General features: G+C 40.0%; 15 protein-coding genes. All 15 read left to right on the forward strand.

All coding sequences use genetic code 11. The features are described 5' to 3' along the window. Positions 1–30: 30 nt before the first annotated feature. On the forward strand, positions 31–1,719 hold the full coding sequence (locus tag SD450_RS02980) for a DUF6909 family protein (RefSeq protein ID WP_318343153.1): 1,689 nt from the start codon (positions 31–33) through the stop codon (positions 1,717–1,719). 4 nt (positions 1,720–1,723) lie between these two features. Next, positions 1,724–2,716: a hypothetical protein gene (locus SD450_RS02985; protein ID WP_318343154.1), complete on the forward strand. Its 993-nt coding sequence runs from the start codon at positions 1,724–1,726 to the stop codon at positions 2,714–2,716. 23 nt (positions 2,717–2,739) lie between these two features. Next, positions 2,740–3,522 (forward strand): dTDP-4-dehydrorhamnose reductase, encoded by a 783-nt coding sequence (rfbD, locus tag SD450_RS02990; protein ID WP_318343155.1) that lies wholly within the window; start codon positions 2,740–2,742, stop codon positions 3,520–3,522. Positions 3,523–3,573: 51 nt separating this feature from the next. Continuing rightward, positions 3,574–4,635 carry a dTDP-glucose 4,6-dehydratase gene (gene rfbB, locus SD450_RS02995; RefSeq protein ID WP_318343156.1) on the forward strand — a complete coding sequence of 354 codons (1,062 nt, stop codon included), beginning with the start codon at positions 3,574–3,576 and terminating at the stop codon, positions 4,633–4,635. 6 nt (positions 4,636–4,641) lie between these two features. Further along, a complete protein-coding gene (gene rfbA / locus SD450_RS03000; protein WP_318343157.1) occupies positions 4,642–5,511 on the forward strand; it encodes a glucose-1-phosphate thymidylyltransferase RfbA in 870 nt (289 codons plus the stop codon). Beyond that, positions 5,511–6,059, forward strand: coding sequence for a dTDP-4-dehydrorhamnose 3,5-epimerase (gene rfbC, locus SD450_RS03005; protein ID WP_318343158.1), 549 nt, complete (start codon positions 5,511–5,513; stop codon positions 6,057–6,059). The genes rfbA and rfbC overlap by 1 nt, the downstream gene beginning before the upstream one ends. 173 nt (positions 6,060–6,232) lie before the next feature. Continuing rightward, positions 6,233–7,249, forward strand: coding sequence for a UDP-N-acetylglucosamine 4,6-dehydratase (inverting) (gene pseB, locus SD450_RS03010; protein WP_318343159.1), 1,017 nt, complete (start codon positions 6,233–6,235; stop codon positions 7,247–7,249). After that, the gene (gene pseC / locus SD450_RS03015; protein ID WP_318343160.1) at positions 7,246–8,400 is read left to right on the forward strand and encodes a UDP-4-amino-4,6-dideoxy-N-acetyl-beta-L-altrosamine transaminase; all 1,155 of its coding nucleotides are present in this window, start codon (positions 7,246–7,248) and stop codon (positions 8,398–8,400) included. Before pseB ends, pseC begins: the two co-directional genes overlap by 4 nt. Then, the gene (pseF, locus tag SD450_RS03020; protein ID WP_318343161.1) at positions 8,393–9,076 is read left to right on the forward strand and encodes a pseudaminic acid cytidylyltransferase; all 684 of its coding nucleotides are present in this window, start codon (positions 8,393–8,395) and stop codon (positions 9,074–9,076) included. Before pseC ends, pseF begins: the two co-directional genes overlap by 8 nt. Continuing rightward, positions 9,073–9,639: a GNAT family N-acetyltransferase gene (locus SD450_RS03025; RefSeq protein WP_318343162.1), complete on the forward strand. Its 567-nt coding sequence runs from the start codon at positions 9,073–9,075 to the stop codon at positions 9,637–9,639. Before pseF ends, SD450_RS03025 begins: the two co-directional genes overlap by 4 nt. Before the next feature lie 2 nt (positions 9,640–9,641). Beyond that, positions 9,642–10,643, forward strand: a complete 1,002-nt coding sequence (locus tag SD450_RS03030) for a ketoacyl-ACP synthase III (RefSeq protein ID WP_318343163.1) — start codon at positions 9,642–9,644, stop codon at positions 10,641–10,643. A 10-nt stretch (positions 10,644–10,653) separates the two neighbouring features. Beyond that, complete coding sequence (locus tag SD450_RS03035) at positions 10,654–10,875, forward strand: hypothetical protein (RefSeq protein WP_318343164.1); 222 nt, start codon at positions 10,654–10,656, stop codon at positions 10,873–10,875. 3 nt (positions 10,876–10,878) lie between these two features. After that, positions 10,879–11,466, forward strand: a complete 588-nt coding sequence (locus SD450_RS03040) for a GNAT family N-acetyltransferase (RefSeq protein ID WP_318343165.1) — start codon at positions 10,879–10,881, stop codon at positions 11,464–11,466. Next, positions 11,456–12,490 (forward strand): pseudaminic acid synthase, encoded by a 1,035-nt coding sequence (pseI, locus tag SD450_RS03045; RefSeq protein WP_318343166.1) that lies wholly within the window; start codon positions 11,456–11,458, stop codon positions 12,488–12,490. Before SD450_RS03040 ends, pseI begins: the two co-directional genes overlap by 11 nt. Then, positions 12,487–13,905: an FAD-dependent oxidoreductase gene (locus SD450_RS03050; protein WP_318343167.1), complete on the forward strand. Its 1,419-nt coding sequence runs from the start codon at positions 12,487–12,489 to the stop codon at positions 13,903–13,905. The genes pseI and SD450_RS03050 overlap by 4 nt, the downstream gene beginning before the upstream one ends. Positions 13,906–13,941 lie beyond the last annotated feature (36 nt).

Consider the following 13,941-nt stretch of genomic DNA (forward strand, 5'->3'; position numbering starts at 1 on the left):
GGGGAATTCGTGTATTTTTGCCAAGAACTAATGATGGCAACACAAGTAAAACAGACCACAAGGGCACAAGAGTCCACCAACGCCATAGAGCGCCTGTACATTACCATGCGCCATTTGCTCAACCGTGGGTTTTACAAACCTTCGGGGGTTTCCGGAAATGCACTGAGGACCGCCCTCCTCCTTCTACGGCCAGAGATTTATGGTACCGTTGCCGAGGACAAGGCCGAACTGAACGGGTTGGTCTATGTATTGGAACGATTGCCCGAGGGCATAGAGGAGTGCCGTTTCATCAACCTTACTTCGGACGAAGGTTTTTCCAAATCACATTTAAAGCCCATTGTTCCGCCCAAACGGAGAAGAAACTGCTACCGTATCGACGATGAGCAGATGAACATTGAGATAACCCGGGGCAGGAGCGATATTTATGACATTCTTACCCACCTTACCTTTTTGTTCATCGAATCTGGGAAAATATGCCGAAGGGTATTGGTTGAGGATGGCAATGCCACCATACGGGACTGGGACAAGTTGACCGAGTTTGTGTTGAAGGAGGAAAAAGGGGAAGACGAAAGGGAAGTGGCCATGATCCATGTGGCCAACATTTTGGGAAGAACCTTTGATGAGGTCGGCGATATCCAAGAAAAACTCAAGACCCCAGAAGATTCTGACCGATTTTTGAATGTGGTCTATTGGCTGGGGAAATTGGCCATAGATGAAGAGACCACGGGAAACAAGCGGACCATAACGTTCAGTCCGTTGTTGCGGGAACGATTGGGCCACCACATCCATGGGGAGCGCTGGGCCGATAAGATAAAACAGACGTTGAAAGACAACAATCTGTTGCACAGGCCGCTACACATCATCAGTGCGAACATGCACAGTGTGATGAACTCCCTGTTTGCCAAAAAGACATTGGCCAAAGAATTCCCGGATACGGATTCATTGAAAATCTATGAGGCCCTCAGTTCGGAAAAGAACAAAAACCTCAACAAGAAAGTGAAGGATCTGGCCGAAAAGAACGGGATGATCTTTTTGAACGACCAATCAGGGACCAACATCGACGTACAGATATTCGACACGGCCAAATTTGGGAAAGGAAGTTGCTGCTATGAACTGCCCAAAGGAATCTCAGAGGAAGAAAGACCCGTTATATTTGTGATGGACTATGCCTTTGGGGAACAGGCCTATGAGACCATAGATGAACTCTTGAAACCACTCGAAGAAGGCACCGAGAAGTATTTTTTGAATGTGGACTCGGTCTCCATCATGGGCAAAGCAGGTATTTTGGAAGGGGGCAAGGGTGATTTGATGATACCTTCGGCACATATTTTTGAAGGTACGGCGGACAATTATCCGTTCAAGAATGAGCTCAGTGCCGCTGATTTTGAAGGCCAAGGCCTCAAGGTGATGGAAGGCACCATGGTCACCGTTTTGGGAACCTCGTTGCAGAACAAGGACATACTCCGGTTCTTTTACGAGTCCACTTGGAACGTGATAGGCTTGGAAATGGAAGGGGTGCACTACCAAAAAGCAGTGCAGTCGGCATCGCAGATACGCAAGAGCATCAAGGAGGGCGTGAAGGTAAGGTATGCCTACTATGCCTCGGACAACCCTTTGGAAACAGGTAGTACCTTGGCGTCGGGAGGCTTGGGAACAACAGGGGTAAAACCCACATATTTGATCACGGACAGAATTTTAAAACAAATATTCAATTCATAACTATATGGCAGACCAACCCACAAAACAGAACACATCGGATGAAATAGATTTGGGACAACTGTTTCAGATGATCGGTAGGGGGTTCAACAAGTTGGGAACTTTCTTTTTACGTGTTTTTCTGTATCTGAAGAAAAATATCCTGATCCTTATCGGCTTGACGGTGCTAGGTGTCTTGATCGGATATGGACTAAAGATGATCTCCACAGAAAAAATGCAGTTGGATGTCATTGTGCGACCCAATCTGGAAAGCAAGGATTACTTGTATGATGTGGTGGCTGAAATCGAATACAATCTCAAGTCCCAAAACGAAACTCTTTTTAAGGAATTGGGAGTTTCGGAAGAGGAGATCAAAGGGTTCGAAATCTCCATAGAGCCCGTCAACAAGGATGCAGAAAAAGCCGCTGAAAAGGAACTGGAGTATTTGGAAATACTTCAAAAATTTCAAGATACGGAATTGATATCGGACGTTTTGCGGGAAGAGCTACTAAAGAATACAGAACTCAATCACAGGATAACCTTCAGATATAAAAACCCTGAAGGTAAGGCCATAGCGGAAAAACTTATTGAATATATCAATTCCAACAGCTACTTCAAAGACCTTTTGGCCGTACATACTGAAAATGCGATGGCAAGGATCAAACAAAATGAAGTGTTGATAGCGCAGATCGATACCATTATCCAAGGTTATTCCAACAACCTGGGCAGATCAGGAAATGCTTATGAAACCGGTACGGTGGTATTGCAAAATGAAGAAAAGTTAAATGTGGGCGGACTATTTAGCCTAAAATCAAATTTAATAAAGGACATTGAGGATAGAAGAACGGAACTCAAGCAAATGACCAACCCTATTAACATCATCAATTTTGGAAAACCATACCAAAGGAGCAAGGCCTTTTTTGGAAAAAAAATAATATTGATACCGATAATCCTCTTGTCCCTGTTCTTTTTATTTTCCTTTTTGCGGTATCTCAACCGAAAAGCGGCAGAACTACAATAAGCATTATAGAGTGTCAAAATTCAATGGACAGTATCCTTATAACTGGATCAAGCGGACAACTAGGACAAACGTTACATGAGCTTTTTACCCAAAAGGGAGACTCATATCAGCACTTTGACTTCAAAACTTCTTCGGAACTGGACATTACCGACGCAGAGGCGATAAACAATATTTTCCGAAATGGGAACTACGATTATTGCATCAATTGTGCCGCCTATACCAATGTGGAACAAGCGGAAAAGACCCCAGAACCTGCGTTTGCAGTAAATGCAGAAGGCGCCAAAAATTTGGCAAAGGCGTGTAAGGACCATGGGGTTACTTTAATCCATATTTCAACCGACTATGTGTTCGACGGTACAAAAGAAGGTCCCTATACCGTTGAAGATGAACCAAACCCCATAAACGAATATGGAAAGTCCAAACTGAAGGGAGAACAATACATCCGACAGATAGGGGCCAATCACTGTATCATCAGGACCTCTTGGCTGTATAGTAAAAAGTATGGGCATAATTTTTACAGGACCGTTGTAAAAAAAGCATTGGAGGGACAAGACCTTCATATCACTGACGAACAAATAGGATGCCCCACTAATACGGAATCCTTGGCCAGCTACATCATCAAAAACCTCCTGTGCGGAGAACAGCCTTTCGGCACCTACCATGTCACCGATGGCAAACCCATGACCTGGTATGATTTCGCCACGCAAATTCTTGAAGAAAACGGCCTGACACATAAGGTGAACCTTGTTTTAGATAGGAATTATCGTACTTTCGCAAAAAGGCCAAAGAACAGCGTTCTTTCTTGAACAAACATAAGGCAGGGAACACTTTTGGTCATTTTCACAGAAGAGGTGCAAATGGAAAAACACACCCCCAAGAACATATTGATTACAGGAGGAGCGGGCTTTATAGGGTCCCATGTGGTCAGGCGTTTAGTGAAAAGCTATCCTCATTATCATATGTATAACCTTGATGCCCTCACCTACGCGGGCAATTTGGAAAACTTAAAGGATGTGCAGGAGGCCCAAAACTATTCCTTCATCAAAGGGGATATTGTGGATGTCGGCTTTATCACCAATCTTTTTTCCCGAACCAAGTTTGATGGTGTGATCCATTTGGCCGCAGAATCCCATGTGGACCGTTCCATTTCCGACCCGCTGTCTTTTGTGAGGACGAATGTGCTTGGAACTGTAAACTTGCTGAATGCCTCTTTGGAGGCCGCAAAGGAAAATACACATTTCAGGTTTTACCACATCAGCACAGATGAAGTGTATGGATCTTTGGGGGAGACTGGGCTTTTTACGGAAACGACACCTTATAGTCCCAACTCCCCTTACTCTGCATCCAAGGCAAGTTCGGATCATTTTGTAAGGTCCTATGGTGAAACGTACGGTCTGCCCTTTGTAATTTCCAATTGTTCCAATAACTACGGCCCCAACCATTTTCCCGAGAAGCTGATCCCTCTTTTCATCAATAACATCATCCAGAACAGACCATTGCCCGTATATGGTGATGGGAACTTTACCCGCGATTGGTTGTATGTGGAAGATCATGCCGCGGCCATTGATTTGGTTTTCCATGAAGGAGGGGATGGGGAAACGTACAACATTGGGGGGTTCAATGAGTGGAAGAACATTGACCTAACAAAACTATTGTGCCAATTAATGGACAAAAAGCTGAATAGATTGGAAGGAACATCGGAAAAACTGATCACTTTTGTAAAAGATCGCCCCGGGCATGATTTGCGGTATGCCATTGATGCCTCCAAGATCAATAGGGAATTGGGTTGGAAACCGTCCGTGACCTTTGAGGAAGGCTTGGAACGTACCATTGACTGGTATCTGGACAACCAGGAATGGCTGGACCATGTCACCTCTGGGGATTACAAATTGTACTATCAGAAACAATATCAACCGTAGAGCAGTATGAAAGGAATCATTTTGGCAGGGGGAACCGGCAGCAGACTGCATCCATTGACCCTTTCGGTGAGCAAACAGTTGATGCCCATCTACGACAAACCAATGATCTATTACCCGCTGTCTACCCTTATGTATGCGGGAATCCGAGAAATACTTATCATTTCCACCCCAAAGGACCTTCCTCTGTTCCAAGAATTGTTGGGTGATGGACAGAAATATGGCTGCTCATTTTCCTATGCGGCCCAAGAAGAGCCAAATGGATTGGCTGAGGCCTTTATCATTGGGGAGCAATTTATTGGTAAAGACAAAGTGGCGTTGGTGCTTGGGGACAATATCTTTTATGGAACGGGACTGTCCAAGCTGTTACAATCCAACAATGATCCAGATGGAGGAATCATATACGCTTACAGGGTGAATGATCCCAAGCGATATGGCGTGGTGGAGTTTGACGGTGAAGGAAAGGCTATCAGCATAGAGGAAAAACCCGAAAGCCCCAAGAGCAATTATGTGGTACCAGGCATCTATTTTTATGACAATGAGGTGGTTTCCATTGCCAAGGGCATACAACCAAGCCCAAGAGGGGAGTTGGAAATAACGGATGTCAACAAGGAATACATGAAAAGGGGCAAGCTCAACGTAAGTATTCTCGACCAAGGAACGGCTTGGTTGGACACAGGAACGTTCCAGGCCCTGATGCAGGCCTCACAGTTTGTGGAGGTCATCGAGGAGCGCCAAGGAGTTGTCATAGGGGCCATAGAAGTGGCAGCCTATGAGATGGGCTACATCAGCCAAAAACAATTTAAGGAATTGGCCCAGCCATTGCTCAAAAGCGGATATGGCAACCGTTTGTTGGGCATTTTGAACAAAGAGATTTGATGAAGGCTACGGAAACCAAATTAAAAGGGTGCTTTATCATAGAGCCCACGATATTTGAAGATGAAAGGGGTTACTTCTTTGAAAGTTATAACCACAGGGATTTCTGCGAAGCCATTGGAAGAGAGGTCATTTTTGTACAGGACAACCAATCTTTTTCAAAAAAAGGGGTGCTCAGGGGATTGCATTTTCAAAAAGGGGAACACGCCCAAGCCAAATTGGTTTCGGTGTTGCAGGGTAAAATCCAAGATGTTGTGGTAGATTTGCGCAAAGATTCCCCCACTTTTGGCCAACATTTGTCCATCGAATTGAGCGATGAGAACAAAAAACAGTTGTTCATACCGAGAGGTTTTGCCCATGGTTTTTTGACCTTGAGTGATTCAGCTAAAGTGTTTTACAAGTGTGATAATTATTATAACAAAGAGGCTGAAAGAGGTATTCGATGTGATGGGATTCTAGGGATTAAGTGGAAATTGAAAAAAGAAAATATTATACTTTCTCATAAAGATGCGTTATTACCTACTTATAAAGATTTTCATGAAATTACATGAATACAAACAAAACTTATAGGATTTATATTTGATGTGAAAGCAGATATTTATCCTAGTTTTGTCTTTAAAAACTAGGGATTTTAAGGGCTATATAAAAATGTTTGCTGTTTTTATTAAATTTTTTAAAAAAGAAAGTGAATACTGATTTTAGCAGATTTATTAAAAATAATAGAATGACTTTTGAAGGAAAATCGATTTTGATTACTGGTGGCACTGGGTCATTGGGCAAGGCTTTAACTAAACATATTTTTGAAAAACACCCCGAAGTTCGCAGGTTAATTATTTTTTCTAGGGATGAGCAAAAACAATTTCAAATGGCTCAGGAGTATCCTCAAGAAAAACATCCTCAGATACGTTTTTTTATAGGCGATGTGAGGGACAAGGATAGATTGATACGAGCGTTTAAAGGAGTGGATTATGTGATTCACGCCGCCGCCATGAAACACGTACATTTGGCCGAATATAATCCAGAAGAATGCATCAAGACAAATATAGGTGGCGCACAAAATGTAGTAGATGCTTGTTTTGAAACCAATGTGCAAAGAGTCGTAGCTTTATCAACAGACAAAGCTTGTGCCCCAATCAATCTTTATGGTGCAACCAAACTGACGTCAGACAAACTTTTTATTGCGGCCAACAATATCAAGGGAACCAATCCTATTCGTTTTTCTGTAGTTAGGTACGGGAATGTAATGGGATCAAATGGCTCGGTAATTCCTTTTTTTATCAAGAAAAAGAAAGCAGACGGAAAGCTCCCAATAACGGACCCTAACATGACACGATTCAACATATCCTTAAAAGGAGGGGTGGACATGGTAATGCACGCACTCGAAAATGCTTGGGGAGGTGAGCTTTTTGTACCAAAAATACCATCCTACAAAATCATGGACGTAGCCGAGGCAATTGGCCCAGAATGTGAAAAACCTATTGTGGGAATAAGACCGGGAGAAAAATTGCACGAGGAAATGATTACAAGTTCAGATTCCTTTTATACGTATGATCTTGGAAAGTACTACGCCATTCTTCCAATAATGCGAAATTGGAAATTGGAGGATTTCAAAAAAACTTTCAACGCCAAACAGGTGCCGGAGGGATTTAAATACAATTCTGGAGAAAACAAGGAGTGGGAAACTGTTGAAAGTCTTAGGTTGTTGATAATCAAGCACGTAGATGAAACCTTTGAGGTATGACAAAGCATAAGGTTATCCCATATGGGCGCCAACAAATTGATGCAGCGGATATTGATGCCGTCATAAGTACGTTAAAGGCAGATTTCTTAACACAAGGACCCAAAGTTGAGGAGTTTGAGAGAAAGTTTGCAGCGTATGTTGGTGCACAGTACGCCGTAGCGGTAAGTAACGCAACGGCGGCATTGCATTTGGCAGTTTTAGCCCTTGGCGTAGAACCAAGAGACAGGGTCATTACCTCCCCAATCACATTTGCCGCTTCTGCTAATTGTGTAAGATATGCGCAGGGGGAAGTTTGGTTTGCTGATATTGATTCAAACACATATCTGATTTCCTTTGAAAAAACGAAGGAACTCATAGAAAGTAAACCAAAAGGATTTTTCAAGGGAATCATTCCAGTGGACTTTGCTGGCTTACCCGTAAACTTGGAAGAATTTCGGAAATTGGCAGAAAAACACGGATTGTGGATATTGGAGGACGCTTGTCATGCCCCAGGGGGCTACTTCACAGATTCCAAGAGGATAAAGCAGTTTTGTGGAAATGGTGTTTATGCGGATATTGGGGTTTTTTCTTTTCATCCGGTAAAGCATATTGCCTGTGGAGAAGGAGGAATGTTGACTACCAACAATGAAGAACTTTATAGGAAATTGAGTCTGTTAAGAACACATGGAATCACCAAGGAAAATCTAAAGGAAAATCATGGAGGTTGGTATTATGAAATGCAGGAGTTGGGATACAACTATAGGTTGACAGACATTCAATCTGCATTGGGAATATCCCAATTGAACAAAAACCCGGAAGGGGTTATAAGAAGAAATCAGATTGCGCAAAGATATAAGGCAGCTTTTGAAGGAAAAATAAAATATCAAAAATTGCCTGACAACTGTTATAATGCCCATCATCTTTTTGTCATAGAGGTGGATAATAGGAAAGGACTATACGAATTTTTAAGAGACAACAAGGTTTTCGCACAAATACATTACATACCTGTTCATACCTTACCTTATTACAAAAAAATTGGTTATGACGGTGCAAACCTGATGAATTCAGAAAGATATTATGACAGGTGTATAAGTTTGCCAATGTATCCTACCTTAGAGATTGAGGAGCAAGAATTCGTGATAGAAAAAGTACTTGAGTTTTGCTATGGCTAACCTTTGTATTATCCCGGCTAGAGGAGGAAGTAAAAGATTACCAAAGAAAAACATAAAACCTTTTTTTGGCAAGCCAATTATTGCATATTCTATTCAGGCAGCGTTAAAGAGTAATTTGTTTGATGAGATCATGGTTTCTACCGATAATAATGAAATAGCAAGTGTTGCCCAAAAATATAAGGCCAAAATACCCTTTTTGAGGAGCAGGAACAATTCCAATGATTTTGCGAGCACATTTGATGTGGTAAAAGAAGTTTTATACGAATATTCAAACCAAGATAAATTCTTTGAGACTGTTTGTGTTTTGTATCCCTGTGCACCTCTCGTTTCTAGCAATGATTTAAAGGAAGCGTTCAATAAGTTAAATGAAAATGTTGATGCGGTAATACCTGTAGTGCAATTTTCTTTCCCAATACAAAGGGCCTTTAAAATAAGAGGATCTTACTTATCATATATGCAACCAGAACATGAAAAAACACGTAGTCAAGATTTAGATAAAGCCTATCATGATGTGGGGCAGTTTTACATTTCAAGAACAGAAGTAATCTTAAAAGAGGAAACATTGGTCCCTAAAAGAACGTCTTTTTATTTAATGGACGAAATGCATGCTCAAGACATAGATAATGAGACAGATTGGAAATTAGCTGAATTAAAATACCGACTAAAGTGCCAATGAGGTTTCCAAATAAATATTCTTTTTTAACGACCAATAGATTTTGTTTTGGTAACTATTGTATTATACCCATTCGTTATGAGGATAGAATGGATATTATGAAATGGCGTAATGAACAAATTTATCACTTAAGACAACAAAAACCACTTATCGAAAAAGATCAAGACCATTACTTTCAGAATGTAGTGGGAAGATTGTTTGAGCAAGATAGACCAGATCAATTTTTATTCTCTTATCTGGAAGGGCAAAAATGTATAGGATATGGAGGGCTGGTACACATAAATTGGTTGGACAATAACGCTGAAATTTCATTTGTGATGGAAACAAGGCTGGAAAAGAACCATTTCCATTTCCATTGGAAAACTTATTTGGCCTTGATTGAAAAATTGGCATTTGAAGAAATTGGGCTTCACAAAATATATACTTATGCATTTGATTTAAGACCAAACCTATATGAAGTTCTGGAATCTTCCGGTTATGAAAAAGACGCTATTTTGAAAGAACATTGTTATTTTAATGGAGAGTTTATAAATGTGGTCATTCATTCTAAAATAAGCATATCATAGAAATGTCAGGAAGCAAAATAGTGGATATAGCCTATTATCTCCCCAAAAAAGAAGTGGTTTCAGAAACCCTATTGAAAGAGTTTAAGGATTTTGACACTGATAAGGTGGAGAACAAGATAGGAATAAAAAAGAGACATGTTTCAAATCAAAATGAAACCAGTTTGGAGCTTGGATTCGAGGCAAGTAAAAAACTACTGGAGGCAAATCCAGATTGTAATATTGATTTTATAGTTTTTTGTACCCAAACCCCGAAATTTATCTTACCGACAAGCGCATGTATTCTGCAAAACATGCTTGGATTGCCCAAAAATATTGGGGCATTGGATTTTAACCTTGGATGTTCGGGTTACGTTTACGGACTTGCGGTATGCAAAGGTATTATTGCCGCAGGTGTTGCGAAGAATATTTTATTTGTTACATCGGACACCTACACAAAATATATTCATCAAAAGGATAAAGGGAACAGATCAATTTTTGGAGATGGTGCAACAGCAACATTGGTCTCTGAATGTTCAGACATGAAAATAGGGGAGTTTGTTTTGGGGACAGATGGATCAGGCTACGATAAATTGATAATCAGAAATGGTGGGGCAGGAAATAAATATGACACTAGTGCCAATGAAAAAATTTATGGAGATCAAAATGTATATGATGATAACAGCATATACATGAATGGACCTGAAATATTCAACTTCACCATTAACAATATCCCAAGCTTAATTCAAAAAACAATTGACAAGAACAACCTACTAGAAGAAAAAATAGATTATTATATTTTTCACCAAGCCAACAAATTCATGTTGGAATATTTAAGAAAGAAAATGAAGTTAGGGGCAGAAAAATTTTTTATAGACCTTGAACAATCTGGGAACACGGTTTCCTCTACCATCCCCATTGCTTTGAAACAAGCAATTGCAAAAGGAGATATTAAAAAGGGGGACAAAGTATTAATAGCGGGATTTGGTGTAGGTCTGTCCTGGGGGGCCACAGTTATAACTATTTAATTAAGCAAGTATGAAAAAAAAGGAATTCATTGAAGAAATAAAAGAAATTCTCCTTCTAGAAGATGCGAGTGTGGATGAAAGCACGGAAATTGAAATAGATTCGATGGCAAGCCTATTAATAATAGCATTTTTTGATGAAAAATTTGGAGTGGGGATAACACAAGAAGAAATAAAAGGATTGACTAAAATTTCAGATTTCATCGATTTTATTGGCCGAAAAAATCTTGATTAGCCCATGAAAGATTCAAAATTTGAGCTCTTGCACTGTAGCTTCGTGTATGAGCCATTGAATATTGAACTTAAAAATTACTTATTTCTAAACCTTAAGGAAAAGAAAAAATTATTGGAATATAGAAATCATTCCAGTGTAAGGAGTAAAATGATAAATGATAAACCAATTACAATGGAGAGTCATTTGGATTTTATGGAAAGCCTCGCAACGAAAAATGAGGGGTATTGGACACTGAACAATGAAAAGGGCACTATTTTGGGAACGCTGAACTTAACCAAGTACGATGATGAAACGGACTCTTTCATGGGTGGAAATTTTTCCGACCCAAGTTTAATAGGTTCGGGTATTGGACTGGCATTGAATTATTTTCTGCACTATGTTGCTTTCGAAAAGATTAACAGCAGTAGAATGCGTGCCATTATAAAGAAGGACAACAAAAGTGCCATACGTCTTAACCAAATTTTTGGAGGAAAGAAGGTAAGCAGTCCCACCATTGAAGGGGAGCCATATATTGAAATGGTATTCAACAGGGAAGCATGGTACGGAAAGGTAGAAAGAGATGTTTCTAAATATTTAAAATATGTTTTCTAAAAAAACATTTGTCATTGCTGAACTTTCGGCCAATCATGGTGGAAACATAGAGACAGCAAAAGAGACCATAAGAGCAGCAAAAAGAACAGGTGCCGATGCCATAAAATTGCAGACTTATACAGCGGATACAATTACTCTAGACTCACATCAAAAGTACTTTAAGATTAATCAAGGCACCCACTGGGACGGCCAATACTTATATGATTTATACAAGGAGGCATCCCTTCCATGGGAATGGCACGAAGAACTTTTTAAGTTGGCAAAAGAATTAGGGCTAACTTGTTTTTCGTCCCCCTTTGATAACTCTGCGGTAGATTTTTTAGAGGAACTGGACTGCCCGATTTATAAGGTAGCTTCATTTGAAATCACCGATATCCCACTGATAAAATATATAGCTTCAAAGAAAAAGCCGATGATCATTTCTACTGGCATAGCAGGGATTGAAGATATTGAATTGGCACTGGACTGCTGTTTTCAAGAGGGGAATAGGGATATTACCGTTTTAAAATGTACTTCTGCCTATCCTGCAGATCCAAAAGACGCCAATTTGTTAACGATTCCGGACATTCAAAAAAGGTTTAATGTAAAAGCAGGACTTTCCGACCATACGATGGGGATAGAGGGACCGGTTGTTGCCGTGGCACTGGGAGCCAGTGTAATAGAGAAGCACTTTATTTTGGACAAAACCATTGGTGGTCCGGACGCCCACTTTTCCCTGGACGAAAAGGAGTTTACAGAAATGGTCAAAGCGGTCAGGGTTGCAGAAACAATGATGGGAAAAGTAGATTATGAACTAACGGAAAAGAAAAAAAAGAGCAGGGAATTCTCTAGATCGCTTTTTGTAGTGAAAGATGTAAAAAAAGGAGAAATTGTTGACAAAAACAATGTACGCTCCATTAGACCGGGTTATGGCATGCATCCAAAGCACTATGAAGAGATACTGGGAAAAGTTTTTGCGAAAAACATTGAGAAAGGAACACCTTTGATAAAAGATTGTTTGAAGGACCAAAGCTTTTTTTCATGAAAATAATAATCATAGGCGCGGGCCCTGCAGGTTTAACCGCAGCATATCAGCTATCCAAAAATGAAAACACCAAAGTCTTGGTATATGAGGCATCCGATTCAGTTGGAGGTTTGTCCAAAAGCATAAAAATGTGGGGGCAAACGGTAGATTTGGGCCCGCATCGCTTTTTTTCCAAGAATAACAGGATAAACAGATTGTTTCACGAATTGATAAAAGGAGAACATACTATTGTCAATAGGAAAACAAGGATTTATTATAAGTTGCACTTTTTTGATTATCCGCTAAGGTTCTTTAACGTATTGGCCAATGTGTCTTTAATTAGCATTATTAAAGTCGTGTACTATTATTGTTACCAAAAGATTTTCCCAATAAAGGATACTTCCACATTTGAAAATTGGATAATCAGTCGATTTGGGAAAGAACTATATGGAATGTTCTTTAAAAATTACACTGAAAAATTATGGGGCATCCCCTGTAGTAGAATAGATTCTGATTGGGCCGCTCAGCGGATTAAAAAACTAACGCTTTTACAGGCGATCAAGCATTCAATTTTTAAAGACAGGTCGCAGACCCATAAAACATTGGTGGACCAATTCATGTATCCCAAGGGAGGCACAGGAAATCTATATGTCAATGCAGTGACCCTGATCAAACAGAATAAGGGAGAGGTCCATTTGAATAAAGGAGTTAGAAAAATTCTCTTGGACGAACAGGAAGGTAAAGCTGTGGGGGTCGAGCTTAACTCCGGAGAAAGGATCATGGCGGATTATGTAGTATCCACCATGCCATTGACGCTTATGGTCAATGGACTTCCAAATGTGCCAAGTGAAGTAAAAAATGCGGTAGATGCCTTATATTTTAGGAATACAATATTGGTCTATTTAGAAATAGACAGGAGTGATTTGTTTGATGATAATTGGCTCTATATCCACTCCAACGATGTCCTTCATGGTAGAATCACTAATTTTAGAAATTGGTGCCCTACATTGAATTCTGGAAAAAAATCCACTATTTTATGTTTGGAATATTGGTGCTTTGAAAATGATGATATATGGATGTCCGAGGATAAAAAATTAATTGACACGGCATTTGAAGAGGTTAGAAAAATTAAATTAGTGACCAACGATGATTTGTGCCTTAACGGAAAGGTTATAAAAATACCCCGCTCATACCCTGTTTATGAAACCGGTTATATGAATAAGGTGAATTTGATCAAGAATCATTTGAATAATATTGAGAATCTGGATGTGATCGGAAGATATGGCGCATTTAAATACAATAACCAAGACCACTCTATTCTTATGGGGTTAATGGTTGCTGATAAAATTATGGGAGAACCAAACATTAATTTGTGGGACGTAAATTCAGACGACGAATATCAGGAAGATGTGGCGGTGGATGTTTTGACAGATTAGACAACGGTCGAAATTTATATTGGGGCATACCAATAG

The organism is Flagellimonas baculiformis (genome assembly GCF_033441575.1).
In the GTDB taxonomy this organism is placed as follows: Bacteria; Bacteroidota; Bacteroidia; order Flavobacteriales; family Flavobacteriaceae; genus Flagellimonas; species Flagellimonas baculiformis.